The sequence below is a fragment of the Mangrovicoccus algicola genome, assembly GCF_014903745.1.
Taxonomy (GTDB): Bacteria; Pseudomonadota; Alphaproteobacteria; order Rhodobacterales; family Rhodobacteraceae; genus Mangrovicoccus; species Mangrovicoccus algicola.
Map to the genome: position 1 here is coordinate 77,837 of NZ_JACVXA010000008.1, position 26,122 is coordinate 103,958.

Below are 26,122 nucleotides of genomic sequence, written 5' to 3' on the forward strand. Positions count from 1 at the left end.
GCTACTCTCCCCAAAGCTCGTGCAGCAGCGCGGGCACCTGCGCGAATTCCGTCGCCAGCCGCTCCGCTCCGGCCGCCTCCAGCGCGGGCACGGCGTGATAGCCCCAGGCGACGCCCAGCCGCCGCACCCCGGCGGCGCGGCCCATTTCCATGTCGAAACTGGTATCGCCGATCATCACCGCATCCGCCGCCGCCACCCCGGTCGCGGCCAGGGCCGCCTCCACCATCGCGGGATGCGGCTTGGACGGGTGATCGTCGGCCACCTGCGTGGTCACGAAGCGCGGCGCCAGCCCGTGCAGGTCCATCAGATGCGTCAGGCCGCGGCGCGACTTGCCGGTCGCCACGCCGATCAGCACGTGATCGTCGGCAGCCAGCGCATCCAGGCAGGCCAGCGCCCCGGGATAAAGCGGCGAGGAAGCCGCGGCATCGGCGCCGCGCATCGCGGCATAGCTGTCCTTGTAGGCCGCCACCATCCGGTCGATGCGCGCGGGCGGCTGGTCCGGGGCCAGCTGGGCGATCGCATTGGGCAGCGACAGCCCGACAATCGACAGCACCTCGGCATCGGGCGGCGGGGCCAGCCCCTCGGCCGCGAAGGCCGCCGCCATCGAGGCCTTGATATGGCCCTGGCTGTCGACCAGCGTGCCATCGACATCGAAAAGGGCCAGACGCAGGCGGCTCAAAACTCGGGATCCTCGAACGGGTCCGCGGGCACATCGGCCGGGTCCCAGCCAAGGGTCCGCCAGGTGCGCGCCATGTGATCGGGCAGCGGCGCGGTGATTTCCAGACGCGCGCCGGTCACCGGATGGGTCAGCCCCAGCGACCGAGCATGCAGGTGCAGCTTGCGGCTGATCTCGCCGCCCAGCTGCGCGCCCCAGCCATCGCCCAAGTTCTCCTGACCCGATCCGCCATACTTGCCGTCGCCGATCACCGGGTGGCCCAGTTCGGCCATATGCGCGCGCAGCTGGTGGGTGCGGCCGGTCACCGGCACCATCGCCACCCAGGCGCAGCGCTTGGCCAGCGCAGAGAGCACCGCGTAATCGGTGGTCGCGTGCTTGGCGCCCTCGGTCGCGTCGACATCGCGCGGATGCAGGCAGCGCATCTTCTCGCCCTCTCCGCCCCTGCCATGGCCGGGCGCCTTGACCAGCCCGTACTTGATCGTCCCCATCTGCGGATGCGGCACGCCCGCGACGACGGCCCAGTAGATCTTGCGCGTCTCGCGCGAGCGGAACGCCTTGGTCAGCGCATCCGCCACCTTGCGGGTCCGCGCCATGATCAGCACGCCCGAGGTGTCGCGGTCCAGCCGGTGCACCAGCCGGGGCTTCTCATCATAGCCGAAGCGCAGGCATTCGGCCAGGCCGTCGACATGGCGCGTCTGGCCCGATCCCCCCTGCGAGGCCAGGCCCGGGGGCTTGTTCAGCACGATGACATGGTCGTCGCGATACAGCACCGCGCGGCGCATCATCTCCGCATCGGCCTCGGCAATGCGGGGCACGGGCGGGCGGTCCTGTTCGGGACCGGGATCGGGGATCGGCGGGATGCGCACGGATTGCCCCGCCTCCAGCCGCGTCGCGGGCTTCACCCGCCCGCCATCCACACGCAGCTCGCCCTTGCGGCACATCTTCTCGATGCGGCCCTGGCCCAGATGCGGGAACTGGCGCCTGAGCCAGCGGTCCAGCCGCTGATCGGCATCCTCGGGGGAAACGGTCCGTGTCTCTACGCCGCTCATTGCAACACCATCCTGGTCAGGGTCAGCCCGGCGAAGAGCGCGCCAAGCGACACGATCACCGAGGTCAGAACATAGGTCGCGGCCAGCCCGGCCTGCCCCCGTTCCCACAGCGTCACCGCATCGAGCGAGAAGCTGGAGAAGGTGGTGAAGCCGCCAAGCATCCCCACGGTCAGGAAGGGCGCGAATTTCGTGCCCCCCTTCAGCGCCATCACCGCGACAAGGACGCCCATCACCAGCGACCCCGCGACATTGACGAAGAGCGTGCCCCAGGGAAAGCCGGGGCCGAGCAGCCACAGCGCCGCCCGTCCCGCCAGAAAGCGCCCCGAAGCGCCGATCGCGCCGCCCAGGGCGACCATGAGAAGATGTGACCACATGCAGGCTTCCTTTCGCGGGCGGCGGCCAGAGTCAACTCCGCGCAGGCGCGATCCGCCTAGCTGCCGCCGCGCCGGGCCCTGAGTCGGGCAAAATACTCGACCCGCTTGCCCAGGTCGCGTTCGAAACCGCGATCGACGGGCTGGTACAGGTCGGGCCGCGCCATGTCATCGGGGAAGTAATGCTGTCCAGAGAATCCGTCCTCGGCGTCGTGGTCATAGGCATAGCCCGCGCCATAGCCCTGGTCGCGCATCAGCCCCGTCGGCGCGTTCAGGATGTGTTTCGGCGGCGGCACCGAGCCGGTCTTCTTCGCCAGAGCACGCGCCGCCTTGTAGGCGACATAGCCGGCATTCGATTTCGGCGCGAGCGCCAGGTAGATCACCGCCTGCGCCAGCGCCAGCTCGCCCTCGGGGCTGCCCAGCCGTTCATAGGTCTGCCAGCCGTCGATGCAGACCGCCTGGGCCTGCGGATCGGCGAGGCCGATATCCTCCACCGCCATGCGGGTCAGGCGCCGCGCGAGGAAACGGGGATCCTCGCCGCCCTCCAGCATCCGCGCGAACCAGTAGAGCGCGGCATCCGGGTCCGAGCCGCGCACCGATTTGTGCAGCGCCGAGATCAGGTTGTAATGGCCGTCGCCGGACTTGTCGTAATTGGCCGCGCGCTGCTGCAGCCGCTGCCCCAGCGCCTTGGGGCCCAGCGGCTCCGCGATGCGCCAGCTGGCGATCACCTCGGCCATGTTCAGCAGGCTGCGCCCGTCGCCATCGGCCATCGCCAGAAGATGCGCCCGCGCCTCCGCCGTCAGCGGCAGGCGGGCGCCAAGCTCCGCCTCGGCGCGGGCCAGCATCGCCTCCAGCGCCTCATGGCCCAGCCGCGTCAGGACGACGACATGCGCCCGGCTCAGAAGCGCGGCATTCAGTTCGAACGAAGGGTTTTCCGTGGTGGCGCCGACCAGCGTGATCAGCCCGCTTTCCAGATGCGGCAGGAACCCGTCCTGCTGCGCCTTGTTGAACCGGTGGATCTCGTCGACGAACAGGAGCGTCCCCTGCCCCGCGCGGCGACGCTGGCGCGCTTCCTCGAAGACCTTCTTCAGATCGGCGACGCCCGCGAAGATCGCGCTGATCTCCACCATGTGCAGACCCGCCTCGCGCGCCAGCAGCCGCGCGATCGTCGTCTTGCCCACCCCGGGCGGGCCCCAGAGGATCAGGGACGGGATCTGCCCTGCCGCCAGCATCGTGCCCAGGGGCGCCTCGGGTCCCAGCGCCGCCTCCTGGCCCAGCACCTCGGCCAGGGCCCGCGGGCGCAGCCGGTCGGCCAGGGGCCGCGGCCCGGTCTCTGCGGCCGGGGCCGCCGCGGGGCGGTCGGCGGAGGGGAGGGAGTCGAAAAGATCGGCCATGTCCGAGATGTCGCCCAGCCGCCCGTCCTGCGCAAGCCCTCTGCCGGCGCGCGGGCCCGGCGGCGACCGGCAAGGAAAAAGGGGCGGCGCCGCGGCACCGCCCCTTTTCCGAAAATCGCCGGAGCGCCGGGCTTATGCCTCGACGGCTTCCTCGGCTTCGAGCCGTGCGCGGTCGGCGGCACCCTTGGCCTCGACATCGCGGTCGACGAACTCGATGATCGCCATCGGCGCCATGTCGCCATAGCGGAAGCCCGCCTTCATGATGCGGACATAGCCGCCCTGACGGTCCTTGTAGCGCGGGCCGAGCACGTCGAAGAGCTTGGCGACCAGCGCGTCCTGCTTCAGGCGCGATGCGGCGTTGCGGCGCGCATGCAGGTCGCCGCGCTTGGCGAGGGTGACGAGCTTCTCGATCACCGGGCGCAGTTCCTTGGCCTTGGGCAGGGTCGTCTTGATCTGCTCGTGCTCGATCAGCGAGCCGGCCATGTTGGCGAAGAGCGCCTTGCGGTGCTCGTGGGTGCGGTTCAGGCGGCGGTATCCGCGGGCGTGACGCATGTGTCTATCCTTTCAGGTGCTTTGTCCGGCCCCCATGCGTGCGGGGACCTCCTTGGTGGGGCGGAATTGCCCATGCGGCCCGGATCGCCCGGAACCGCGAAGTTGCGCGGGCGGATACATCGATCCGCCCGGCGCGTCAAATCAGAACTGGTCCTCGAATTTCTTCGCGAGGTCCTCGATGTTGTCCGGCGGCCAGTCCTCGACATCCATGCCGAGATGCAGGCCCATGCCCGAAAGCACTTCCTTGATCTCGTTCAGCGACTTGCGGCCGAAGTTCGGGGTGCGCAGCATCTCGGCTTCGGTCTTCTGGATCAGGTCGCCGATATAGACGATGTTGTCGTTCTTCAGGCAGTTGGCCGAACGCACCGACAGTTCCAGCTCGTCGACCTTCTTCAGCAGAAGCGGGTTGAATTCCAGCCCGTCATCATCCGACTCGGCGCGCGCCGCTTCGGGTTCGTCGAAGTTGACGAAGATCTGCAGCTGGTCCTGCAGGATCCGCGCGGCGAAGGCCACGGCATCCTCGGGGGTCAGCGAGCCGTCGGTCTCGATCTTCATGGTCAGCTTGTCGTAATCCAGCACCTGGCCCTCGCGGGTGGGCTGCACGTCATACGACACCTTCTTGACCGGCGAGAAGATCGCGTCGATCGGGATCAGGCCGATGGGCGCGTCCTCGGGACGGTTCTTGTCCGCCGAGACATAGCCCTTGCCGGTATCGACGGTCATCTCCATGTAGAGATCGGCGCCGTCATCGAGATGGCAGATGATGTGATCGCGGTTCAGCACCTCGATCCCGGCGGATTCCGAGATCTCGCCGGCCGTCACGGCCCCCGGACCGCGGGCCTGGATGGTCAGGCGCTTGGGCCCTTCGACTTCCATCTTGATCGCCACGCCCTTGAGGTTCAGGACGATGTCGGTGACATCCTCCCGGACGCCCGCGACGGACGAGAATTCGTGAAGGACGTTGTCGATCTGCACGCTGGTGATGGCGGCGCCCTGCAGCGAGGACATCAGCACGCGACGCAGCGCATTGCCCATGGTCAGACCGAAGCCGCGTTCCAGCGGCTCGGCGACGAGGGTCGCCTGACGCGTGGGATCGTTGCCCGGCTTCACGTCGAGCTGCATCGGCTTGATGAGCTCCTGCCAGTTTTTCTGGATCATGCCTCTTGGCCTCCATGCTCGCCGCCTGCCCCATGTCCGAAGGCCAGCGACACCCGAGGTTGTGAACGGATCGAACCGGCGGCGCATCGGGCACCGCCGGTTCGGGTCGTGTCGAAATCGCTCAGACGCGGCGGCGCTTGGGCGGGCGGCAGCCGTTATGCGCGATCGGCGTGACGTCGCGGATCGAGGTGATGTTGAACCCGACGGCCGCGAGGGCGCGCAGCGCGGATTCACGGCCCGAACCGGGGCCCTGCACTTCGACTTCCAGCGTCTTCACGCCGTGTTCCTGTGCCTTCTTGCCCGCGTCTTCGGCGGCCATCTGAGCGGCATAGGGGGTCGATTTGCGCGAGCCCTTGAAGCCCATCGTGCCGGCCGACGACCAGGAGATCGCGTTGCCCTGCACGTCGGAGATCAGGATCTTGGTGTTGTTGAACGACGAGTTCACATGAGCAACGCCTGCGGCGATGTTCTTGCGCTCTTTTTTCTTGCCGGAGTTGCGGCGGGTATCACGTGCCATATCTGCGGTCTCCCCTTACTTCTTCTTGCCGGCGATCGGCTTCGCCGGGCCCTTGCGGGTGCGGGCGTTGGTATGGGTGCGCTGGCCGCGCACGGGGAGGTTGCGGCGATGGCGCAGGCCGCGGTAGCAGCCGAGATCCATCAGGCGCTTGACGTTCATCTGCACTTCGCGGCGCAGGTCGCCCTCGACGGTGAAGTTCGCGTCGATATGCTCGCGGATGGCCAGAACTTCCTCGTCGGACAGTTCGTTGACGCGACGGGTCACGTCGATATTGACGGCTTCGCAGATCTGCTTGGCGACATGATCGCCGATACCGTGGATATAGGTCAGCGCGATCGGAACGCGCTTGGCCGTGGGAATGTTGACGCCGGCGATACGTGCCACGTGGTTTTTCCTTTTCGTTGCGGTTCCGTAGTTCCAGAACCTTTTTTCACAACGCAGACCCGCCAGGCGGCAGGCAGCGCGGCGATCATCGGCGAATCTCCGGGGCGCGGAACGCAACGGGACAGCCGATTCTCAGTTGAGATGGCGTGAAGTATTGAGAATCCGTGCCGAGGTCAAGGGCGGATCCGGGGCCACCGCCAATGCGGATCGACCCGGACCGGCGGCCGAAGCGGCGCCAGTCTGCCCCGAGACTATCTCACAGAACGGCCGGGGGTGCAAATCGGGTTTTCGTGCGGCCCGTCCCCCGGCGCCTGCCCAAGAAAAAAGGGGCCCGAAGGCCCCCTCCCTGCGCGTCTTGCCCGGCTCAGGCCGACACGGCCAGCGCATCCAGGATCGCCGCGGTGACATCGTCCATCGGCTGGTCGCCGTTGACGGTGCGCAGCTTGCCGGTGCCGCGGTAATACTCGACAAGCGGCGCGGTGTCCTTGTGATAGGTGGCCAGGCGCTTCTTCAGGGTGGCGGCATTGTCATCGGCGCGGGTGCCACCGGTTTCGGCGGCGCGCTTCTCGATCCGCCCGACCAGCAGCTCGTCCGGCACCTGCATCTCGATCACGGCATCCAGGGTCATGCCCTTCTCCGCCAGCAGCCCGTCCAGTGCCTCGGCCTGGGCCGAGGTCCGCGGGAAGCCGTCGAAGATCACGCCGCTGGACGCCTGGACATCCGGCTGCTCGAGACGTTCGGAGACGACGCCGATGACGATCTCGTCGGAGACCAGATCGCCCGCATCCATCACGGCCTTGGCCTTCAGCCCGATCTCGGTGCCCGCCTTCACGGCGGCGCGCAGCATGTCGCCGGTGGACAGCTGGACCATGCCCTGGCTGTCGATCAGCCGCTGCGCCTGCGTGCCCTTGCCCGCCCCGGGCGGTCCTAGGAGGATGATGTTCATTTGCGTCTCGTCCCTTTCTTGCTCCGCCTCTTCCCCCGGAGCTGTGACTTCTCGATCAGGCCTTCGTATTGATGCGCCAGAAGGTGCGACTGGACCTGCTGGATCGTGTCCATCGTAACGGAGACCACGATAAGGACGGAAGTGCCGCCGAAGTAGAAGGGAATGCTCAACTGCGACCGCATGACTTCGGGAAGCAGGCAAACAAGAGCCAAATACGCGGAACCGAGGACAAGAAGTCGCACGACCACGTAGTCGAGATAGTCGGCGGTCCGCTTGCCCGGACGAATCCCGGGGATGAATCCCCCCTGATTCTTCAGGTTATCCGCCACATCTTCGGTCTTGAATGCCACATTCTGGGTGTAAAAGTAAGTGAAGAACACGATCATCGCTGTAAAAAACAGTAAATACAGCGGCTGGCCCGGCCCGAAATAGGCCAGGATCGTGGACATCACCGGCCCGGTATCCGACCCCGAAAAGGTCGCGAGCGTCGTCGGCAGCAGAAGCAGCGAGGAGGCGAAGATCGCGGGGATCACGCCGGCCGGGTTGACCTTGATCGGCAGGTGGCTGGATCCGCCGTCATACATCTTCATCCCGACCTGACGGCGCGGATACTGGATATGCACCTTGCGCAGCGCGCGTTCCATGAAGACGACGAAGCCGATCGTCACCAGGATCATCGCGATCACGGCCAGGATCGTGCCGACCCCGACAGTGCCCGCGCGGCCCTGGGCGAAGAACTGTGCCAGCGCGGCGGGGATCTCGGCGATGATGCCGACGAAGATGATCAGCGAGATGCCGTTGCCGATGCCGCGGGCGGTGATCTGTTCGCCCAGCCACATCAGGAACATCGTGCCGCCGACCAGCGTGATCATGCAGCCGATGCGGAAGAACCAGCCCGGATCATGGGCAAGCCCGCCGGATTCGATCGACATGGCAAGGCCGTAGGACTGCACCAGCGCCAGCGCCACGGTACCGTAGCGGGTATACTGGTTCAGCTTCTTGCGGCCTGCCTCGCCTTCCTTCTTGAGGTTCTGCAGCGGTTCCCACATCGCGCCCATCAGCTGGACGATGATCGAGGCCGAGATATAGGGCATGATGCCAAGCGCGAAGATGCCCATGCGGCTGATCGCGCCGCCGGTGAACATGTTCAGCACGCCGCCGATGCCGGTCGTGGCCTGCTCCATGAAGGCCCGGAGCTCGCCGCCGTCGATGCCCGGCACCGGGATATAGGTCCCCAGGCGGTAGACGATCAGGAGACCGATGGTGAATAGGATCCGCTGGCGCAGCTCGGTGGCCTTGCCGAAAGCCCCCCAGCTGAGATTCTGCGCCATCTGTTCCGCTGCTGAAGCCATTGCGCCTCTCTTGATAACGACAGCGCCGCCAAACCGGTTTCCGGTCGGCGGCGCTTGGAAAACCTGTGGAAGTAGTAAGCGGGGCTGCCCCCGCTCACAAGCGATTAAGCTTCTGCCGCAGGGGCCGCAGGGGCGCTGACGGTCACGGAACCGCCGGCTTTCTCGATCAGCTCTTTCGCCGAGGCGGAAACCGCGGTGACCTGCAGGTCGATCTTCTGGGCGAACTCGGTCTCGGTCAGGGTGCCCTGCTCGTCGACGGTGCCGGCCAGCTTGCCCAGCACGCGGATGCCGTCCAGCTTGCGGCGCACCAGGCCCGATGCGACCAGGACGTCCTCGGTCACCGGCTGCGCGGTATCGATCTTGCCGGCCTCGATGAATTTCTGCAGCACGCCCAGGTTGACGACGGCATAGGATTTCCGGTTCGGCTTGTTGAAGCCGCGCTTCGGCAGGCGCATGTAAAGCGGCATCTGGCCGCCTTCATAGGCGTTGATCGAAACGCCCGAGCGGGATTTCTGACCCTTGATACCACGGCCGGCGGTCTTGCCCTTGCCCGAGCCGGGGCCGCGTGCGACGCGTTTCGCCTTGCGGGCTGCGCCGGGATTGTCGCGAAGTTCGTGCAGTTTCATGTCGCTTCTCCTTGCCGGATGTGACCCCTGAAGCGGATGGGCCAGCCACGGCTTTTCTTGATTATGGATTCGGATCCCTCGGGACCACCGCGCGCGTATAGTCCCCTATCCCGAACGGATCAAGGCGATTCCGGCTCAGCGCAGCCGACCGTAAAGCGGACAGCCCAGCGTCACCTGCAGCGCGGCGACAAGTTCCTCGGTGGTTTCGGCCGGGACATAGCTGCCGCCGGTCTGGTCGGCCAGGCAGCGGGCGGTCGACATGGACTCCGTCCCGGGCGCATCGCCGTCGCGCGGGAATCTCTCGCCGCGCACCTTGTAGCCGATCACATGCACACGCAGCCCCGGATGCGCCGCGGCCAGGTATGCGCCCAGCTCGCAGGGCGCCCCGCCGCAGGTCTCCTTTCCATCCGTCACCAGTACGACATCCCCCGCCCCGCCGCCTTCCGCCAGAAGCGCGGCGGCCCGGCGGACGGCCTCCGTCAGGGGTGTTTCGCCATCCGGCTGCAGCGCCTCCACCGCCTCGATCACCGGTCGCGCGGCGTCCGGGATCGGCGGAAAGCGCAGTTCGATATTCTCGCAGGTGGCGCCGGGACCGGGGCCGTAGATCATCAGCCCGATCCGCCGCAACCCGTCGAGCCGGGGCATGACCGTCCTCACCGCGCGACGGGCTTCGTGGATCCGCGGTTCGGCCAGCTGGTTGAACCCCATTTCCGACATGGAGCCCGAGCCGTCGAAAACGACCATGGCATCCCGGCTGCAATCCTGGGCGGCAAGGGCGGTGGGCAAGATCAGGGCTAGAGCCGTCAATAGCGCGCGCATCCCGCATTCTTGCGCCCGGCATAACGCAGGGGCAAGTGCGGGCTTCCGGCAATCGGCCCGAAGGGCGCGTCGGTGCCGAAACTTCCGGCAGCCGCCCTCCTGCGCTAGGATCGTGCCATGCCCTGTCGAGGTTATGCCCCATGACCCTTCCCGAACCGCGCGAAATCCGCGCGCATGACGGCACGCCCTACCGGCTGCGGCCGATCCGGCCCGGGGATGCCCCTTCGCTGATCCGGGTTTTCGACGCGATGCCGGCCCGGAGCCGGTGGTTCCGCTTCCTGCGTCCGCTGCCGCATCTGCCGCCGGACATGGCCGCCCGATGGTGCAGCCCGGATCCGCGGCGCGAGGTCTGCCTGGTGGTGGAAGGGCGGGACGCGCTGGAAGGGGATATCCTCGGCGGCGCGCGGGTGGCGGAGCTGGCGGCCGGCGGCATCGCGGAATTTGCCGTCTCGATGCGCCCGGAGGCCGAGGGGATGGGCCTGGCCCGGCAGGCAACGGAAGCGGTGATCGAGGTCGCGCGCGCCCGCGGCGCGGCGGGCATCCGGGGCTGCATCGCGGCCGAGAACAGCTGGATGCTGGGGCTGGCGCGGCGGCTGGACATGACCGTCACGCCCGATGCCGAGGATCACGCGCTGAGGGTCGCGCGGCTGGATTTCGCCTCCGGCTGACCCGGCGGGCGGTCAGGGCTTGCGCAGGCGGCGGCTGTTGGCGCGGGTGCTCGCCTCGATCGGGCGGATCGCGGCCAGCATCGCCTCGGCCGTGCCCTTGCTGCCCGCCGCGGCGCGGCTGGCCATCTCGAATGACTTGGCGAAGGCGGCGGGCTTTTCCAGCACCATGCGGGCCGCCTCTTCGGACTTCATCGTGCCGAGCGCCATCTGGAGCATGCGCTTCTGCACCACCTCGCCTGCCGACAGTATCATCCGCCCGTAGGCCAGGTTGACCTGCTGCCAGGTCTCGACCGCCCTGAACGCCGTCTTCATGTCATACATGTTCTGCTCGCCTCGTGATCAGGAACCAAGGATAGCCCCCGCCCCGGGCCGGGGAAAGGCCGAATGCACGCCCTCACGCCGCATGCCGGGCCTCGGCCGCATCGGCGATGGCCTCCACGGTCGACGCGATCAGCACGCGCCGCTGGTCGAGCCGGGAAAAGTCGTGATCCCCCAGCGGGTAGAGCCGCCGCAGCGCCTGGGGCATCGCCATCAGGTACAATTCGCTGACCGGCACGGGCACGATGGCGTCCTCGCTGCCGTGATGCAGGCTGACGGGACAGGTGATCCGGTTCAGCCCGGCCAGCATGTCCAGCCCCTGCCCCGCGGCGCGGAACCCGCCGCCAAGCCCCTGGCCCCGGAAATCGGTGGGGCCCGTCCCGGCCAGGGGCACGCCCTCGACATGCCCGTCGCGCAGGGTCTCTGCGATATTGCCCGCCGGCGCCCAGAGATGAAGGCTGGCCACATCGCCCGGCCTCCGGGCCGCCAGGACGGCCAGCTCCGCGGCGCCCAGACCGTGCCCGACCATGTGGACCGGGACGCGCGCCGGGCCCGGACCCTGGGCATAGTCGAGCATGGCGGAGAGCTGGTCGATTTCGTCGGGGATCGCGGCCTCGGCCAGATCGCCGTCGCTCTCGCCGTGCCCGGCCCGGTCGAAGGCCAGAACGGCAAACCCCTCGGCCTGAAGCGCGCGCGCCAGATCCACCAGGAGGCGGCTGGGTTCGGTGCGGCTGCGGGCGAGGCCATGGGCCAGCATCACGGTGCCGCGCAGGCTGCGTTCGGGGGCGTGGAAGGCGCCGCGCAGGACACGGCCGTCATGGGAAAGGTCGATCTGTCGAAGGGAAGGCACGGGCAAACTCCTGTTCAGATGCCTGCAAACGCGGCCGCATCGCCAGGTGTTCCGCCACAGCCCATCACGACAGGCGGAACGGCGCCGAAACGCGAAACGCCCCGGCCAGGGACCGGGGCGTCGCAGGATCAGGTCGGAAGGACGGCTCAGCCGCGCTCTTCGACGATCTCGACCAGATGCGGGATCTTGTTGATCATGCCGCGCACGGAGGGGGTGTCCTCCAGTTCGCGGGTCTTGTGCATCTTGTTGAGGCCCAGGCCGATCAGCGTCTTGCGCTGGACTTCCGGGCGGCGGATCGGAGAGCCGATCTGCTTGACAACGATGGTTTTCGCCATGGGTCCGCTCCTTATGCGTCAGCCGTTTCGGCCGCCGCGTCGTCCTTCTTGGGAAGGATGTCGGCAACCTTCTTGCCGCGACGCTGTGCAACCTGCCGCGGGCTCGTCTCGCGGCCGAGGCCGTTCAGCGTGGCGCGGATCATGTTGTAGGGGTTCTGCGACCCGGTCGACTTGGCGACGACATCCGCGATGCCCAGCATCTCGAACACGGCGCGCATCGGACCGCCGGCGATGATGCCGGTCCCGTGCGGGGCGGTACGCATCACGACGCGGCCCGCGCCATGGCGGCCCTCGATGTCGTGGTGCAGCGTCCGGCCTTCCTTCAGCGGCACGCGGATCATCTGGCGCTTCGCCTGCTCGGTGGCCTTGCGGATGGCCTCGGGGACCTCCTTCGCCTTGCCCTTGCCGAAGCCGACGCGGCCCTTCTGGTCACCGACGACCACGAGCGCCGCGAAGCCGAAGCGCTTGCCGCCCTTGACGGTCTTGGAGACGCGGTTGATCGCGACCAGGCGATCTGCGAATTCCGGGTTCTCGTCGCGGTCGCGGCCCCGGCGGTTATCACGTTCTGCCATGTGGCATTTCCTTTTCTCAGGCGCAGGGCGCCGTCATTGTCCAACCCAGGTGAGAGGGACATTGCCCTACTCCCGGATCATCGAGGCAGCGCCGTGGCGCTGCCTGCAAAGGTCTCGAGCGAAAGCAGGCCCCGAAGGGCCCGCGATCAGAACTTCAGACCGCCTTCACGCGCGGCGTCGGCCAGGGCCTTCACCTTGCCGTGGAAGAGGAAGGCGCCACGATCGAAGTAGCATTCCTCCACGCCCTTCGCCTTGGCCCGCTCTGCGATGAGGGCGCCGACCTTGGCTGCGGCTTCGACGTTGTTCTTGCCTGCCAGGCCCAGATCCTTCTCGAGGGTGGACGCGGAGGCCAGGGTCACGCCCTGCACATCGTCGATCAGCTGGACGCTGATGTTCTTGTTCGAGCGGAACACCGACAGGCGCGCACGCCCGTTCGCCATTTTCCGCAGCTTGTTCCGAACGCGCAGACGGCGCTTCAGGAACAGTTCCCGTTTGCTGTTGGCCATGTTGCCCGTCCTTACTTCTTCTTACCTTCCTTACGGAAGATGAACTCGCCCTTGTAGCGGATCCCCTTGCCCTTGTAGGGCTCGGGTCCACGCCACTCGCGGATGTTGGCGGCAACCTGGCCAACCAGCTGCTGGTCGGTGCCCTCGACGACGATCTCAGTCTGTTTCGGACAGGTCACGGTGATGCCTGCCGGAACGTCGAAATTGACGTCATGCGAATAACCCAGAGCCAGCTTCAGCGTCGTGCCCTGCATCTGGGCGCGGTAACCCACGCCCTGGATTTCCAGCTCTTTCTTGAAGCCGTCGGTCACGCCGGTGACGAGGTTCGCCACCATCGTGCGGGTCAGGCCCCACTGCTGGCGGGCAACCTTGGTCTTGCCGACCGGGGTCACCGTCAGGGCACCATCCTCGAGGGACAGGCTGACATGGTCGGTGGCGGTGAAGGAGCGGGTCCCTTTCGGGCCCTTCACTTCGACCGTCTGGCCCTTGATCTCTGCGGTCACACCCGAAGGAAGGGCGACCGGTTTCTTGCCGATACGAGACATTCTGCCCTCCTTAGAAAACGGTGCAGAGAACTTCGCCGCCGACATTGGCCTGACGGGCGCTCGCATCGGTCATCACGCCCTTCGGCGTGGAGACGATGGAGATGCCCAGACCTTGACGGACCTGCGGGATCTCGGTGGCGCCGGCATAGACCCGGCGGCCGGGGGTGGAAACGCGCTTCAGCTCGCGGATGACCGGCGTGCCTTCGAAGTACTTCAGGCTGATCTTGAGGGCCGGATGGCCATCTTCGCCGGTGGTCGCTTCGTAGCCGCGGATATAGCCTTCGTCCGCCAGCACGTCGAGAACCCAGGCACGCAGCTTGGAAGCAGGCGTGACCACGGTCGACTTGCGGCGCAGCTGGGCGTTGCGGATGCGGGTGAGCATATCGCCGAGAGGATCGTTCATGTGTTTACCTCCCTTACCAGCTGGACTTCACGAGACCAGGGATCTGGCCTGCGGAGCCGAGGTCGCGCAGCATGATACGGCTGACCTTGAGCTTGCGGTAATAGGCGTGGGGACGCCCGGTGAGCTGGCAGCGGTTGTGCAGCCGGGTTGCCGAGGAGTTGCGCGGCAGCTTCGCCAGTTTCAGGCGGGCCTTGAAGCGCTCTTCCATCGGACGGTTCTCGTCATTCGCGATCTCTTTGAGAGCGGCGCGCTTGGCGGCATACTGCTCCACCAGGCGTTCCCGCTTCTTCTCGCGTTCGATCATGGATTTTTTTGCCATGTCCTCGATCCTCGCCTTAGCTGTTGAACGGCATGTTGAAAGCTTTCAACAGCGCCTTGGCTTCCGCATCCGTCGAAGCGGTGGTGCAGATGATGATGTCCATGCCGCGAACCGCGTCGACCTTGTCGAACTCGATTTCCGGGAAGACGATGTGTTCCTTCAGGCCGGTGGCATAGTTGCCGCGGCCGTCGAAGGACTTGCCCGACACGCCGCGGAAGTCGCGGATGCGGGGCATGGCGATCGTGATGAGGCGATCGAGGAATTCGTACATGCGGTCGCCGCGCAGCGTGACCTTGGTGCCCAGCGGCATGCCTTCACGGACGCGGAAGCCTGCGATGGACTTCTTCGCCTTGGTGATGACGGCCTTCTGGCCCGCGATGGCCGACAGATCCTCGGAGGCCGACTTGACCTTCTTGGTGTCGTTGACCGCCTCGCCGACGCCCATGTTCAGGACGATCTTGTCGAGGCGCGGGATCATCATGACGTTCTTGTAGCCGAACTCTTCGCGCAGCTTGCTGCGGATTTCGTCGCGGTACAGCGTCTTGAGGCGCGGGGTGTAATCGGTGGCGTCCAGCATCAGACGGTCTCCCCGGTGGTCTTGGCGAAACGCACCTTCTTGTCGCCTTCCATGCGGAAACCGACGCGGGTGGCCTTGCCGTTGCTGTCCAGGAGCGCGAGGTTCGACAGGTCGATGGGCATCGCCTTCGGAACGCGGCCGCCCTGCGACTGCTGGCTCTGCTTGGTGTGGCGGATGGCGACGTTCACGCCTTCGACCACGGCCTTGCCTGCAGACGGGTTGACCGACTGGATCTCGCCCTGCTTGCCCTTGTCCTTGCCGGCAAGGACGACGACCTTGTCGCCTTTTTTCAGCTTAGCAGCCATCTCAGAGCACCTCCGGTGCCAGCGAAATGATCTTCATGAAGTTCTTCGCGCGCAGCTCGCGGACGACCGGCCCGAAGATACGGGTGCCGACCGGCTCGCCGTTGTTGTTCAGGATAACGGCAGCGTTGCGGTCAAAGCGGATGGCGGTGCCATCTTCGCGGCGAACTTCCTTGGCGGTCCGGACGACGACTGCCTTACGCACGTCGCCCTTCTTCACGCGGCCCCGCGGAATGGCTTCCTTCACCGAGACGACGATGATGTCGCCCACGGAAGCGTATTTCCGCTTCGAGCCGCCGAGGACCTTGATGCACTGAACCCGGCGGGCGCCGGAGTTGTCAGCGACATCCAGATTGGTCTGCATCTGGATCATGGTTAGTCTCCCGACCTTTGGGAACGGGTCCCAGGGTTTCGAATAGTTCGGAAGGGCCTGCCCTTCCGGAATATCCGCTCAGAGGAAAGCTGGCACCTTACCAGGTGCCGTGCACTTCCCAGCGCTTCGTCTTCGACTTCGGCGCGCATTCGATGATGCGGACCTTGTCACCGGCCTTGAAGGTGTTCTCTTCGTCATGCGCCCGGTACTTCTTGGATTTCCGGATGGTCTTCTGCAGGACCGGGTGCTTGAAGCGGCGTTCGACGGACACGGTGACGGTCTGTTCGTTGGCCGCGCTGGTGACGACACCTTGCAGGATGCGTTTGGGCATGGACTCAGGCCTCCGGCTGGGCAGCTGCGGCTGCCTTCTGGTTCAGGACAGTTTTGACACGGGCGACATCGCGGCGGACCTGGCGGATCCGTGCGGTGTTTTCCATCTGGTTCGTGGCTGCCTGAAAGCGGAGGTTGAAGGCCTCTTTCTTCAGATCGGCCAGCTGGTCACGCAGCTGGTCCGGGGTCTTCTCGCGAAGTTCCTTGGCGTTCATCGCCCTTTTCCTTTGCACAATCACCGGAGAGCCCCCTGCGTTCGAGGTCACTCTGATTCCGGTGGAGTCGGTGAATGAGCGGCCCCTATACGCGGATGACGGCAGGATGACAAGCAGAGTCTGGCGCTTTTCGCTACAGGCCGCTCAGCTGCGGATCGGCACATGCCGCGGCAGCGGCGGGATCATCCGGGGGAAGACTGGAGCGGGTAGTCGGAATCGAACCGACACCAAGAGCTTGGAAGGCTCGTGTGATACCATTTCACCATACCCGCGCCGTCCCGGAGACATAGAAGATGCCGTGCGGCGAGGCAAGCCCCCCGGGACGGGATTCCCGCAAGGGCAAGGCGCGGCTCAGAAGCGCCAGCGCATCCCGGCTATGACCGAGGCAGCATCCTCGTACTCGGCGCCGCTGTCATCCTCATGGCTGTATTCGGCATAGCCGAGATAGAATTCCGTGTTCCAGTCATCCACGCTCTGGGTCATCTGGATGCCGGTCTGGCGGCTTTCCGCGCCATCAGATCCCAGGTCCTCCCCGGCATAATGGTCGACGGAGACGGCGGTGCTGCCGATCTGCCACCAGTCGCGCAGGATCCCCGCCTTGACGTAGACATAGGACCCGCCATCGGGATCGCCGCCCCCCGCCACCGTGCCGGTCAGGCCGGTGGGCGCATGCAGCAGCGACAGCGACCCGGCCCAGCTTTGCGAGACGTCGCCGCCGTCATCCTTCCAGCCTCCGCCAAGCCCGGCGGCAAGGCTGAGCTCGCCCATTTCGGCATCGTAGAACAGGCCGATATCGTAGTAATCGGCATCGTCATCCCCGGCCAGCACCTCCTGCCCATAGGCCACCGCGAGGGTGACGCCCGAGACCTCCGGCGTGTCGTAGCGGATGCGCCCCTTCCGGCCGCCGTCGAAATCGGTGAAGACATCGCTGATCGCGACATCGCTCAGCGCGCCGTCCTCGCGGCGGAACAGGTAGCCGCCCGCGGTATCGCCCGTCGCCACGGCGCTGGCCAGCGCGGTTCCGGACAGGTCGCTCCCGGCGATCCCGTCGGAGGCCATCGAGCCCTGCCCCAGCGACAGCGTGCCGAAACCGGCCTCCAGCGACAGGTCGGCATGGCGAAGGTCGGTCTTCTCCCAGGTCCAGCCGGGCGCGTCGTCCTGGCTGAAAGACGAACTCTGCGGCGCCCCCAGCCCGGTTTCCAGCTTGAAGCGCAGCGCGGCGCCCCCGCTCAGGCTCTGGTCCAGATCGAACCCCAGGCGGGTATTGGAATGCGCGTTATCCGCCAGCACGCCCTCGGAGTCGCGGCCGTCATCGAGGCCGATGAAGGTCGGGCTGACCTGCCCGTAGAAGGTGACGGTCCCGCCGGTGTCGCTGGAATAGCTCTGCGCGGCGGCGATGGCGGGCAGCGCGCCGATGATGACGCCGGCGAGACCGGCCGCGCGTGCCCCTGACAGTGTGACTGGCATGATTCCCCCTGGCTGCTGGGATGATATGCGGCCCGCCCCGCAGAGGGCGGCGGATCCGCGTCCTGCATCGAGGATAGCGGCAATGCGCCATTGCAGCGAGGTCCGAGCCCGGCCAAGGCCCATGCGCGACGGACCCGTTGCCAACGGGCAACCCGTCCCCCTCCGCCCCGGATGATACCCTGCGCCCAACCCGGAAAGGGCAGGTCGCGCAGCGCCGGCAGGGCGCGGCAAAGGAGCGGGCCGCCGCAACTCCGGCCGTGACGCGCGTGGCATCTCCGCGCCGCGGGGCGGAGGCCGGGAGGCGGCCTGCACATGGCCACACCGCAGCGCCGGGACCCGGAGGCTGCCGGCATCAGCGGATGCAAGCCGGACAGGCAGCAGGGACCGACCGCGCAATTACCGCGCAACCGCCTGATCGTGTTTCAAATCCGGAAGGAAGTGGTGCCGCAGAAGGGCATTGAATGCCCCTATATTTAGGTTCCGGCCGGTTCCGGTAATTTCCGATCTGACTGCTATATAACAGAAAAATAGCTATTTGTCTTTCCGTCCTGTTCCGGTAACTTCCGGGGCATCCCAACATCTAGGGTGGGGCTGGCGGTGGGGCTGGAACTTGCCTGCATTGAATAAGCTGAGTGCTGCACAGGTCAGGACCGCCCCGGCGGGCCGTTATGGCGACGGCGGCGGGCTTTGGCTGCACAAGCGAGACGAGACGGCCGGGAAGTGGCTCTACCTGTTCAAGCAGGGGAAGCGGCGGCGCGAGATGGGGCTGGGCGCCTTCCCGGCGGTTTCGCTCAAGGAAGCCCGCGAGAAGGCCGACCGGTGCCGGGCACAGGCGCGCGACGGGCTGGACCCGATAACGGAGCGCGAGAAGCAGCGCCGGGAAATGCGGCGCAATCTGCACCTTCTCCGCGACATTGCCGATGACGCTTTCGAGGCACGCAAGGCCGAGTTGAAGGGCGACGGCGTGGCGGGCCGCTGGTTCTCGCCTCTTGAACTGCACATCCTTCCCAAGCTGGGCGACAAGCCAGTTGCCGAAATCGACCAGATCGACATCCGGGACGCGCTGGCACCGATCTGGCACAGCAAGGCCGACACCGCGCGGAAGGCGATGAACCGGCTGGGGATCTGCCTCAAGCACGCTGCCGCGCTGGGGCTGGCCGTGGATTTGCAGGCGGCGGACAAGGCAAAGCTCCTGCTGGGCCAGCAACGGCACAAGGCCGAGCACATCCCCGCTCTGCCTTGGCAGGACGTCCCTGCCTTCTATCAATCGCTCGACGATGTGACGCTTTCGCATCTGGCGCTGCGGCTGCTCATCCTAACCGGCGTGCGGTCGCGGCCGCTCCGCTACCTGCACCTCGACCAGATCGACGGCGACGTCTGGACCATCCCCGGCGAAGCGATGAAGGGCCGGAAGGACAAGACACCGGATTTCCGCGTTCCCCTATCGGCCGAGGCGCTGCGGGTGATTGACTTGGCGCGACCCACCGCGCGGGACAGGTTGTTGTTCGGGACCAAGCGGGACGTAATTTCCGATGCCACAATGAGCCGCATGATGGAACGCCGGAAGATGACGGCGCGGCCGCACGGATTTCGGTCATCGCTGCGCGTCTGGCTCTCGGAAGCGACTGACGCACCTTATGAAGTGGCCGAGACCATGCTGGGGCATGTGGTCGGCGGTGCGGTAGAGCGGGCCTACAGGCGGACAGACTACTTAGAACAAAGGCGACAACTCTTAGAGTTTTGGGCGCGCCATTTACAGAGCGCCTAAAATATCTGGCCGTAAGGCACTTATAAGAAAAGAAGTTATCCAATAAATATATGGCCGAAATCGAGAAAGATTCACGGGACCTAAGCAGCCTACTTGAGCCGCCCGCGGAATGCAGTACCATCGAATCGTATCAGGGCAAGTGAGAAGCCTTGATGACCAATCCGGTTCGCCAAAACCGGATTGGTCGAGGTTCGAAGGGTTATGGATTGGTCCCTCTGTACCTCAGTCTCGCACACTCAAAGTGCTCAGGGCAAGGCGCCTGGGCGGCGACGGAGCAACAAAATGCGGATCTTGAGGCGACGTGATGTCGAGCACGTGACCGGGCTTTCGCGGTCTACCATCTACAGTATGATGTCAGAGGGGAACTTCCCCAAGCCCTTGCGACTGGGCAAGAGAGCCGTCGGGTGGCCGGAAAGCACGGTCATCGCCTGGCTCGAACAGCGCACAGACAAGAGCAGCATGTAGTTGGAACCCCGCCCCATTGTGGCGGGGTGCTTGCTTCATAGCCTAGCGGCAAGCGATTCCGCCCTTTGGTGCAAACCAGAGGCACAGAAGTCATGGCAAACCACGACCTAGCATTCAGCAACGGCGGCCAAGTCCGCTGGACCTGCAAGGCGCTGCTTTCGGGCCGCACGCTCAACCATGAGACGGCAATCCGCGAAGTCCGCGCGCACCGGCTGGCGGCAATCATCCACCGGCTCATCCATAAATACGACTGGCCGATTGATACCCAGTACACCGGCCCGGAGAACACCGCCGAGTACAAGCTCCGCCCCGGCTGCGACCGGAACAAGCTGCGGTTCCCGCCCTCCGCACTGAAAACGGCGGGCCGCGGATGAACGTCCTTCGCATCGCCCGGCTCTGCCGCCTCTACTGGCTGCATCCCTCCGTCGCCGCACGCATCGCGGAACTGGCTTTCGGGGAGGGGCGCGAATGACCGGCGACCACCGCGAAACCGCCGACACCTACGCAGGCGAACTGATCCGGCAGGACGCCTTGCGCGTCGTCACCTGCCGGGACCGCTTCCAATGGATCTTGCAGCGCCGGACGCGCGCTGCAAGCCCGGCCGGGGCACGGTGGGAGGCTCTGGCCTATTGCCGCAGCCGCGCCGCGCTGCTGCGCCTGTGGCGCGACAACGGCGGCAATCCCGTCGCAGAACTCGACACCCTGCCGGACACGTTCCGGCCGGGGGCCAAGGAGGCGGCGCGATGACGGGCCGCGTCCGTATCGAGCGCCGGGGCGGCCGGTGGCATGTGGTCAAGCAGATGGCGGCCGGGGCGACCGAAGGCGCCTGGGTCTCGCTGGGCGGTTGCCGGGAGCATTGGGTTGCCGTCCGGCTCTGGCTGTCCTTGATCGGGAAAGGAAGCGACCGATGAGCCGCAAGCCCTACAAGCGCAGCAAGAAGGGGGCTGGACGTTTCGTCCAGCTCCACGAATGGGTGCAGGCGACCGAAGCTTGGGCAACGCTCAAGCCGGGGCCGCGCGCGCTCTACATCGAGTTGAAGCGCCGCTACAACGGCGCGAACAACGGCCAAATCCTCCTGAGCTATCGAGACGCCGCGCGGCTGCTCAGCGTCCACCGCAATACAGTCGGCGGCTGGTTCGATGAGTTGGAAGCGCGGGGCTTCATTCATGCCAAAAGGGGGCATTGCCTCGGGCCGTCCGGCATCGGCGAGACAAGCCATTGGGCGCTCGATGAGGAAGCGACGATGGACGGGAAGCCCGCCCGGAAGGCCTTCGCGAGTTGGACGCCAGAACAGAAGCCCCGCACAGGAAACAGGACACCCCGTCAAGGAAAGCAGGACGGCGGCGACCGAAAGTCCGGCCACAACGCCGGTCCCGTCCTGAAAATAGTGACGTGATGGCGAGGTTTCCGAGCCGGGCCGTCACAGGATTGATGACATCTGCACATCTGGCCATGGGCCACCGCAGTAGGGCAGCGCGGGGAAGCGCCGGACCACGGCAAGCGCGGGCATGGTTGCCGGGACGGGAGGGGGGTGGCAAAAGTCCGCACGCCTCCGCCCGCAGACCGGTGCGGCCAGACACATGCACGCATCCCCAATTCAAGAATTTCGGATCGACCGATGGAAGGAGGATTTGCCACATGATTTCGGGAAAAATCCGAGGGCGGCGATGGGCGGCGTAGGCTCTGGGCGGCGCTGGCGCTTCGATGGCCGGGACACGGTGGACGCCTACCGGCAACTCGACGTCCGCAAGCTGGCGCGCGGCGGTTGGCTTGAGCCGGGCCTGTCCAGCACATTGACCTGGACGCGCGGCGGGGCCGAGGTTGGCCGCATCGAGATCCGGGCCGAGGCGGGGCGCATCGTGCTCGACTACCGGGTGCGGGGCGGCAGCGGCGATTGGGAGATGATGAATTATCCCGTGCCGCTGGTCTCGACGCCCTGCCATCTGGGCGGTGCCCGGCGCTGGTTCCTCTGCCCGGCGCGCGGCTGCGGGCGGCGCGTGGCGGTGCTCTACGGCGGTCGCATCTTTGCCTGTCGCCGCTGTCACGGGTTGGCCTATCCATCGCAGCGGGAGGATGCCGGAGACCGCGCCGCGCGGAAAGCGGACAGGCTCAGGGAACGTCTGGGCTGGCCGGGCGGCGTCCTCGATGGCAGCGACCTTGGGCGGCCGAAGGGGATGCACCGTGAGACCTACGCCCGGCTTTGCGCCGAGCATGACGCCTTGCGCGAGACCTGGGAGTGGCAATTCGTGGAACGCTGGCGAGGCATGGCGCTCTAGCTGGCGCCGGGATCTTGACCTGTGGTGGCGCGCGGGGGGATTCTGGCGCTAGCCGGATGCCGGGGTGACGAAATACCCATGGACGGAAAGCGCCGGAAGGACCCGAAAGCTGCCTGCATCGAGGCAAAAAGGTGGGGCTGGCGGTGGGGCTCAGCTAGACGATCTATGCACAACCGTCTGAAATTACTTCTATTTCCAGGAGGAATTGGTGCCGCAGAAGGGACTCGAACCCCCGACCCCATCATTACGAATGACGTGCTCTACCAGCTGAGCTACTGCGGCGCCGGTGCCCGAAGCACCGTGGAGCGGCTGGTAGCAAATCCCTGCTACCAGCGAAAGACCGAAATTACGCCTTGACGGTCGATTCTTCGGCGGTCGCCTCGACCGTCGCGGCCTCTTCCGCGGAGGGATCGGCCGACTGGTCCTCCAGGGCGCCGACGATCAGCGGCAGCATGCCGGCCGAGACCTCGGGCATCGCCTCCGAGGCGGGGGCGGGACGCCAAGCCAGCGTGTCGAAGCTGCCGCAGACATCGCAGACCGGCTGCCATTCGGCATAGACCGCGCCCTCGACCTCGCAGACCCAGGCATTGCCGCGCGGCGCGGTGACCGCCTTGGCCAGCCAGGCCTTGACCGCGGTATCGGTTCCGCCCTCGCCGCGCTCCACCGCCGCCATCAGCGTCATGACGCGCGCCGTCGGTGCGGTCTCCACCAGGTCACCGAGGGTCCGGCGCGCCTGCGGGAAATCCTCGGCGGCGATGTTCAGCTCCGCCATCAGCATCCGCGCCTCCGGATGGGAGGGATCCTTGCGGACCAGGTCGCCGAACCGTTTCAGCCGCTTCTGCGGCGTCTCCGCAGGGTCGATCGCGGCATAGGCCGCGGCCAGGGAGGGATGCGGCTCTGCCGCCCAGGCCGTGCGGATCAGCTGCGCGGCCTTGACCGCGGACCCGGCCTCCAGCTGCGCCTTGGCAGCCTCGACCACGGCGGGGGCGAAATTGGGCAGCTCCTTCGCCGCCTCCAGCGCCGCCTTGCGCGCCTCCTCCAGCTTGCCCTCGCGGCGCAGGTCCCAAGACTGGCACAGCGCCAGGAGGCCGTCGCGGCGCCGCGCCAGGTCCTTGGGCGCCGATTTGTGGCGCCGTTTCAGCCCCATGGTCGACCGCGCCGCGGCCCAGTCGCGTTCATGGGTCTGCATCAGGAACAGCTGGTCGGCGACCTCGGAATGATCGGGTTTCAGCTTCAGCGCGGTCTCGGCAAGCTTGCGCGCGGTCCGCTCGTCGCCCTCGGCCTGTTTCTGCCGCATCAGCCCGCGGATCGCGACGAAACGCGTCCGGTCGCTGGAGAGGAGCTTCTTGTAGCTGTCCACCGCCAGGGTCCGGTCGCCCATCTGCTCGGCCGCCTGCGCCGCCAGCAGGACCGCCACCTCGTCATGGGGCAGCTTGCCATCGGCGGCCCGGGCCTTGCGCAGCGCGAGCCGACTGTCGCCGGAGGCCAGCGCCAGCATCCCCTCGGTCAGCAGCTGATTGCCGCGTTTCTCGCGATGACGGTAGAACCAGCGCGTGAAGGCCGTCTTGTCGCCCGCGATGAACCGCAGCAGCGCCACCACCAGCCCGACGATGCGCAGCACGATCCAGACCGCCACGAACAGCAGCAGCACCGCGATCAGCGCCTGGATCGGGCCCAGCGTGATCTCGTAGCCGGCGAAAAGCACGGTCAGCGTCTCGCCGGAGGCGGCGACAAGGGTGATGCCGTAGACGGCTGCCGCGACCACCGCGACGAAGACCAGAATCTTGATGAGTGTCCAGAGCATGGTCCCGTCCTCAGTTCGTGTTCACGGCATCGGCCAGGCCGGGCAGCGCGGCATCGGCCGCCACCCGGGCCCGCGCCCGGTCTGCCCAGGCCGCCAGCGGTTCCTGCCCCTCGGCGGGCAGCGCGTCGAATTCGGCCAGCGCCGCCTCCAGGTCCCCGCCCTCGACGGCGACCGTCATCCGCGACAGCACCGCGTCGGGATCGTCGCCCTCGCGCGCCTCCAGCGACCGGATGCCGGTCTGGGTGCGCAGGAAGGCCATCAGCCGGTTGCCCGGATCCTCGGACATGGTTGCCGTCAGCGACGCCTGCAGGGCGTCCCGCGCGGCGGGGGTGTAGTCCTGCTGCAACTCGGCGAGGGTCGGAATGCCCGAGGCCCCGTTCTCCCGGATCACCGGCGGCAGCTCCGTCACCGCCTCCAGCGCCGGCAGTGCGGTCTCGTAGGGGATGCCCGCATTCAGCGCCGCCTCCACCTGGGCCAGCGCCGCCCGGGCGACGGCCGCCTCGGCGCGCGCCTCCGCCTCCGCCTCGGCGGCCCGGGCGCGTTCCTCGGCCGCGGCGACCTGTGCGGCCGCCTCGTCCTGCGCGGAGGCCAGATCCTTCTGCGCCTCCTCCTGCATCGCGGTCAGCTCGGCGGCGGATGCGGCGGAAATGTCGGTCAGCCGCTGTTCCAGCCCGTCGGCATCGGCGCGCTGCCGCTCCAGGATGCCGCGGAGCTCCTCCAGCTGGCGTTCATAGGCATCGAAGGCGGCCCGCGCGGTGTCGGAACTTTCCACCAGCGGGCGCTTCTCCACCGCGACGAGCCGTTCATCGACCTCGGCCAGGCGCTGGTCGAGCCCGTTCAGCCGGTCGCCCACGCCCGTCAGGCGCTGTTCGACATTGGTCATCGAGGTGGCGACGGTCTCCATCTGCCCCTCGGCCGAGGCCAAGAGGTCATTGACCGAGCCCAGCGTGCCCGCGACCTCGGATTGCAGCCCCCCCAGATTGCCCACCAGATCGTCGAACTTGCCTGACATGCCGGCGAACTCGCCCGAGAGCCCGTCGGCGACATTGCCCACGGCGGTCTCCACCGCGGTTCCGGTATCTGCCTCCAGCCGGTCCAGCCGGTTCTGCACGGCCTCCAGCTCGGCCGCGACCGGATCCTTGCCCAGGCCGGTCATGCTCAGCCAGTCCACCTGCACGAATTGCGCCGCGCCGAAGCCGATCAGCGCCGCCAGCACGCCGCCGAACACGGTGGAGAAGACGCCGCCGCCCTGGCCGGAGGCCGCTGCGGGGGCGGCCGGTGCAGCAGGCTGCCGCGGCTCTTGCGCCGTGTCGGGTTCCGGCGCGGCGCCCGCTTCGCCTGCCGCGTCGCGGACCGGCGGCAGCTGGTCGTCGGCGGGAACCGGATCGGCGGCGGGCGCGGTCCCCTCCAGGGCGGGGTCCTCGATTGCGGCCTCGGCCTCCTCGCGGGTCAGCGCGGGATCGGCCTCGACCGTCGCGGCGCCGGTTTCGGGGCCTGACGCGGCGGCGGCGTCCGTATCCGGGTCCTCGGCAGGCTCTGCCTCGGCGGGCCCGCCTTCCGCGGCCGCCTCGCCGGACGAGGTCCCGGGCGCGGTCTCGGGGACGATCTCGGCATCCTCGACCGCAGGGGGGTCCGCCGAGATGTCCTTGCCGGTTGCTTTGCCGTCATCGGCCGCATCCTGCCGCGCGCGCTTGTCATCCGTACTCAAAACTGCGTCCTCTCCCTGGAGCTGTCCGCCGGGTCTGTCCCGATTTGCAACTTAGACTGGCAACGTGCGGTTTCTCAAGCACGCAAACCGGCATCCTGCCTGGCCAGCAGGTCCAGCATCGCACCGGAATCCGGACGTGCGGCCACGTCGGGTCTGGCGGCACTCTGCACAGGCAGGGCCGCGGCCACAGCAGGGCTGATTGCCGCAACGCGCAGCTGCGCCGCCGCATCCCGCAGCCATGGCCCCAGAAGCCGCGCGGACCGCGCCGAGAAAACCGGCAGCAGAACCGTCCCCGGCCGCGCCAGCAGCGCCCGCGCCGCCGCGCCGGGGGGCAGCGGCCGCTGGTCGTAGGTCACCATCTCGGCCACATCCAGCCCCGCCGCGCGCAGCGGCGCCGCCAGCGGACCCGCGACATGCGCCCCGCGCAGATGAAGCAGCCGCCCCGCCGGGCGTTCGGCCGAAAGCAGCGCGACCAGG

The 26,122-nt window shown here is 67.1% G+C and carries 37 protein-coding genes and 2 tRNA genes; 8 read left to right on the forward strand and 31 right to left on the reverse strand.

The window, feature by feature from the left end; translation table 11 throughout:
* Window position 1 precedes the first annotated feature (1 nt).
* The 12 genes from ICN82_RS04185 to ICN82_RS04240 form a co-directional block, all read right to left on the reverse strand.
* On the reverse strand, window positions 2–679 hold the full coding sequence (locus tag ICN82_RS04185; RefSeq protein WP_193179948.1) for an HAD-IA family hydrolase: 678 nt from the start codon (window positions 677–679) through the stop codon (window positions 2–4).
* Entirely contained in the window at window positions 676–1,725 is a 1,050-nt protein-coding gene (locus ICN82_RS04190; protein WP_193179950.1) for an RluA family pseudouridine synthase, read from the reverse strand. The genes ICN82_RS04185 and ICN82_RS04190 overlap by 4 nt, the downstream gene beginning before the upstream one ends.
* Entirely contained in the window at window positions 1,722–2,099 is a 378-nt protein-coding gene (crcB, locus tag ICN82_RS04195; protein WP_193179952.1) for a fluoride efflux transporter CrcB, read from the reverse strand. Before crcB ends, ICN82_RS04190 begins: the two co-directional genes overlap by 4 nt.
* Before the next feature lie 56 nt (window positions 2,100–2,155).
* Complete coding sequence (locus ICN82_RS04200; RefSeq protein ID WP_193179954.1) at window positions 2,156–3,490, reverse strand: replication-associated recombination protein A; 1,335 nt, start codon at window positions 3,488–3,490, stop codon at window positions 2,156–2,158.
* Window positions 3,491–3,622: 132 nt separating this feature from the next.
* Window positions 3,623–4,042: a 50S ribosomal protein L17 gene (gene rplQ, locus ICN82_RS04205; RefSeq protein WP_193179956.1), complete on the reverse strand. Its 420-nt coding sequence runs from the start codon at window positions 4,040–4,042 to the stop codon at window positions 3,623–3,625.
* Between the two features lie 141 nt (window positions 4,043–4,183).
* Window positions 4,184–5,200 (reverse strand): DNA-directed RNA polymerase subunit alpha, encoded by a 1,017-nt coding sequence (locus ICN82_RS04210; protein ID WP_193179958.1) that lies wholly within the window; start codon window positions 5,198–5,200, stop codon window positions 4,184–4,186.
* 121 nt (window positions 5,201–5,321) lie between these two features.
* The gene (gene rpsK, locus ICN82_RS04215) at window positions 5,322–5,717 is read right to left on the reverse strand and encodes a 30S ribosomal protein S11 (protein WP_193179964.1); all 396 of its coding nucleotides are present in this window, start codon (window positions 5,715–5,717) and stop codon (window positions 5,322–5,324) included.
* Between the two features lie 15 nt (window positions 5,718–5,732).
* Window positions 5,733–6,101 carry a 30S ribosomal protein S13 gene (rpsM, locus tag ICN82_RS04220; protein WP_193179967.1) on the reverse strand — a complete coding sequence of 123 codons (369 nt, stop codon included), beginning with the start codon at window positions 6,099–6,101 and terminating at the stop codon, window positions 5,733–5,735.
* Between the two features lie 364 nt (window positions 6,102–6,465).
* Window positions 6,466–7,047, reverse strand: a complete 582-nt coding sequence (locus ICN82_RS04225; RefSeq protein WP_193179969.1) for an adenylate kinase — start codon at window positions 7,045–7,047, stop codon at window positions 6,466–6,468.
* Window positions 7,044–8,399 carry a preprotein translocase subunit SecY gene (gene secY / locus ICN82_RS04230; RefSeq protein WP_193179971.1) on the reverse strand — a complete coding sequence of 452 codons (1,356 nt, stop codon included), beginning with the start codon at window positions 8,397–8,399 and terminating at the stop codon, window positions 7,044–7,046. The genes ICN82_RS04225 and secY overlap by 4 nt, the downstream gene beginning before the upstream one ends.
* Window positions 8,400–8,503: 104 nt before the next feature.
* Entirely contained in the window at window positions 8,504–9,025 is a 522-nt protein-coding gene (rplO, locus tag ICN82_RS04235) for a 50S ribosomal protein L15 (protein WP_193179973.1), read from the reverse strand.
* Window positions 9,026–9,160: 135 nt separating this feature from the next.
* Window positions 9,161–9,769, reverse strand: a complete 609-nt coding sequence (locus ICN82_RS04240) for a vWA domain-containing protein (protein ID WP_226898278.1) — start codon at window positions 9,767–9,769, stop codon at window positions 9,161–9,163.
* A 215-nt stretch (window positions 9,770–9,984) separates the two neighbouring features.
* Here ICN82_RS04240 and ICN82_RS04245 point away from each other — a divergent pair, with 215 nt between their 5' ends.
* A complete protein-coding gene (locus ICN82_RS04245; RefSeq protein WP_193179977.1) occupies window positions 9,985–10,512 on the forward strand; it encodes a GNAT family N-acetyltransferase in 528 nt (175 codons plus the stop codon).
* Window positions 10,513–10,524: 12 nt separating this feature from the next.
* On the opposite strand, the gene ICN82_RS04250 is transcribed toward ICN82_RS04245, so the two are convergent.
* From ICN82_RS04250 to ICN82_RS04320, 15 genes are all read right to left on the reverse strand, one after another.
* Complete coding sequence (locus tag ICN82_RS04250; protein ID WP_193179979.1) at window positions 10,525–10,833, reverse strand: hypothetical protein; 309 nt, start codon at window positions 10,831–10,833, stop codon at window positions 10,525–10,527.
* 73 nt (window positions 10,834–10,906) lie between these two features.
* Window positions 10,907–11,680, reverse strand: coding sequence for an alpha/beta hydrolase (locus tag ICN82_RS04255; protein ID WP_193179981.1), 774 nt, complete (start codon window positions 11,678–11,680; stop codon window positions 10,907–10,909).
* A 146-nt stretch (window positions 11,681–11,826) separates the two neighbouring features.
* The gene (rpmD, locus tag ICN82_RS04260) at window positions 11,827–12,015 is read right to left on the reverse strand and encodes a 50S ribosomal protein L30 (RefSeq protein WP_138469797.1); all 189 of its coding nucleotides are present in this window, start codon (window positions 12,013–12,015) and stop codon (window positions 11,827–11,829) included.
* Between the two features lie 11 nt (window positions 12,016–12,026).
* The gene (gene rpsE / locus ICN82_RS04265; RefSeq protein WP_193179983.1) at window positions 12,027–12,587 is read right to left on the reverse strand and encodes a 30S ribosomal protein S5; all 561 of its coding nucleotides are present in this window, start codon (window positions 12,585–12,587) and stop codon (window positions 12,027–12,029) included.
* A 146-nt stretch (window positions 12,588–12,733) separates the two neighbouring features.
* On the reverse strand, window positions 12,734–13,093 hold the full coding sequence (gene rplR / locus ICN82_RS04270; protein WP_193179985.1) for a 50S ribosomal protein L18: 360 nt from the start codon (window positions 13,091–13,093) through the stop codon (window positions 12,734–12,736).
* An 11-nt stretch (window positions 13,094–13,104) separates the two neighbouring features.
* The gene (rplF, locus tag ICN82_RS04275) at window positions 13,105–13,638 is read right to left on the reverse strand and encodes a 50S ribosomal protein L6 (RefSeq protein ID WP_193179986.1); all 534 of its coding nucleotides are present in this window, start codon (window positions 13,636–13,638) and stop codon (window positions 13,105–13,107) included.
* 10 nt (window positions 13,639–13,648) lie between these two features.
* Complete coding sequence (gene rpsH, locus ICN82_RS04280) at window positions 13,649–14,041, reverse strand: 30S ribosomal protein S8 (RefSeq protein WP_193179988.1); 393 nt, start codon at window positions 14,039–14,041, stop codon at window positions 13,649–13,651.
* A gap of 13 nt (window positions 14,042–14,054) precedes the next feature.
* Complete coding sequence (gene rpsN, locus ICN82_RS04285) at window positions 14,055–14,360, reverse strand: 30S ribosomal protein S14 (RefSeq protein WP_193179997.1); 306 nt, start codon at window positions 14,358–14,360, stop codon at window positions 14,055–14,057.
* A 16-nt stretch (window positions 14,361–14,376) separates the two neighbouring features.
* Complete coding sequence (rplE, locus tag ICN82_RS04290) at window positions 14,377–14,937, reverse strand: 50S ribosomal protein L5 (protein ID WP_193179999.1); 561 nt, start codon at window positions 14,935–14,937, stop codon at window positions 14,377–14,379.
* Window positions 14,937–15,242: a 50S ribosomal protein L24 gene (gene rplX / locus ICN82_RS04295; RefSeq protein WP_193180001.1), complete on the reverse strand. Its 306-nt coding sequence runs from the start codon at window positions 15,240–15,242 to the stop codon at window positions 14,937–14,939. The genes rplE and rplX overlap by 1 nt, the downstream gene beginning before the upstream one ends.
* Window position 15,243: 1 nt before the next feature.
* Complete coding sequence (gene rplN, locus ICN82_RS04300) at window positions 15,244–15,612, reverse strand: 50S ribosomal protein L14 (protein ID WP_072708063.1); 369 nt, start codon at window positions 15,610–15,612, stop codon at window positions 15,244–15,246.
* Between the two features lie 97 nt (window positions 15,613–15,709).
* On the reverse strand, window positions 15,710–15,943 hold the full coding sequence (gene rpsQ, locus ICN82_RS04305; protein WP_193180010.1) for a 30S ribosomal protein S17: 234 nt from the start codon (window positions 15,941–15,943) through the stop codon (window positions 15,710–15,712).
* A 4-nt stretch (window positions 15,944–15,947) separates the two neighbouring features.
* Complete coding sequence (rpmC, locus tag ICN82_RS04310) at window positions 15,948–16,157, reverse strand: 50S ribosomal protein L29 (protein ID WP_138469789.1); 210 nt, start codon at window positions 16,155–16,157, stop codon at window positions 15,948–15,950.
* Between the two features lie 198 nt (window positions 16,158–16,355).
* Window positions 16,356–16,429, reverse strand: a tRNA-Gly gene (locus ICN82_RS04315).
* 79 nt (window positions 16,430–16,508) lie between these two features.
* On the reverse strand, window positions 16,509–17,624 hold the full coding sequence (locus ICN82_RS04320) for a porin family protein (protein ID WP_193180012.1): 1,116 nt from the start codon (window positions 17,622–17,624) through the stop codon (window positions 16,509–16,511).
* Window positions 17,625–17,936: 312 nt separating this feature from the next.
* On the opposite strand from ICN82_RS04320, the gene ICN82_RS04325 reads away from it, so the two are divergent.
* The 7 genes from ICN82_RS04325 to ICN82_RS04355 all read left to right on the forward strand — a co-directional run bounded on the left by ICN82_RS04325 (window position 17,937) and on the right by ICN82_RS04355 (window position 22,133).
* Entirely contained in the window at window positions 17,937–18,101 is a 165-nt protein-coding gene (locus ICN82_RS04325) for a hypothetical protein (RefSeq protein ID WP_193180014.1), read from the forward strand.
* 133 nt (window positions 18,102–18,234) lie between these two features.
* Window positions 18,235–19,392: a tyrosine-type recombinase/integrase gene (locus ICN82_RS04330; protein ID WP_193180016.1), complete on the forward strand. Its 1,158-nt coding sequence runs from the start codon at window positions 18,235–18,237 to the stop codon at window positions 19,390–19,392.
* A gap of 282 nt (window positions 19,393–19,674) precedes the next feature.
* On the forward strand, window positions 19,675–19,857 hold the full coding sequence (locus ICN82_RS04335; RefSeq protein ID WP_193180018.1) for a helix-turn-helix transcriptional regulator: 183 nt from the start codon (window positions 19,675–19,677) through the stop codon (window positions 19,855–19,857).
* Between the two features lie 92 nt (window positions 19,858–19,949).
* Window positions 19,950–20,231, forward strand: coding sequence for a hypothetical protein (locus tag ICN82_RS04340; RefSeq protein ID WP_193180020.1), 282 nt, complete (start codon window positions 19,950–19,952; stop codon window positions 20,229–20,231).
* Window positions 20,232–20,325: 94 nt separating this feature from the next.
* Complete coding sequence (locus ICN82_RS04345; protein WP_193180022.1) at window positions 20,326–20,604, forward strand: hypothetical protein; 279 nt, start codon at window positions 20,326–20,328, stop codon at window positions 20,602–20,604.
* Between the two features lie 160 nt (window positions 20,605–20,764).
* Window positions 20,765–21,253: a helix-turn-helix domain-containing protein gene (locus ICN82_RS04350; RefSeq protein WP_193180024.1), complete on the forward strand. Its 489-nt coding sequence runs from the start codon at window positions 20,765–20,767 to the stop codon at window positions 21,251–21,253.
* A gap of 235 nt (window positions 21,254–21,488) precedes the next feature.
* On the forward strand, window positions 21,489–22,133 hold the full coding sequence (locus ICN82_RS04355; protein ID WP_226898279.1) for a hypothetical protein: 645 nt from the start codon (window positions 21,489–21,491) through the stop codon (window positions 22,131–22,133).
* A gap of 206 nt (window positions 22,134–22,339) precedes the next feature.
* Here ICN82_RS04355 and ICN82_RS04360 read toward each other — a convergent pair.
* The 4 genes from ICN82_RS04360 to ICN82_RS04375 all read right to left on the reverse strand — a co-directional run.
* Window positions 22,340–22,415, reverse strand: a tRNA-Thr gene (locus ICN82_RS04360).
* Window positions 22,416–22,479: 64 nt separating this feature from the next.
* Complete coding sequence (locus ICN82_RS04365; RefSeq protein WP_193180026.1) at window positions 22,480–23,937, reverse strand: heme biosynthesis protein HemY; 1,458 nt, start codon at window positions 23,935–23,937, stop codon at window positions 22,480–22,482.
* A 10-nt stretch (window positions 23,938–23,947) separates the two neighbouring features.
* Entirely contained in the window at window positions 23,948–25,645 is a 1,698-nt protein-coding gene (locus ICN82_RS04370) for a hypothetical protein (RefSeq protein ID WP_193180028.1), read from the reverse strand.
* A gap of 74 nt (window positions 25,646–25,719) precedes the next feature.
* On the reverse strand, window positions 25,720–26,122 hold a 403-nt coding region (locus ICN82_RS04375; RefSeq protein WP_193180029.1), incomplete at its 5' end, for a uroporphyrinogen-III synthase.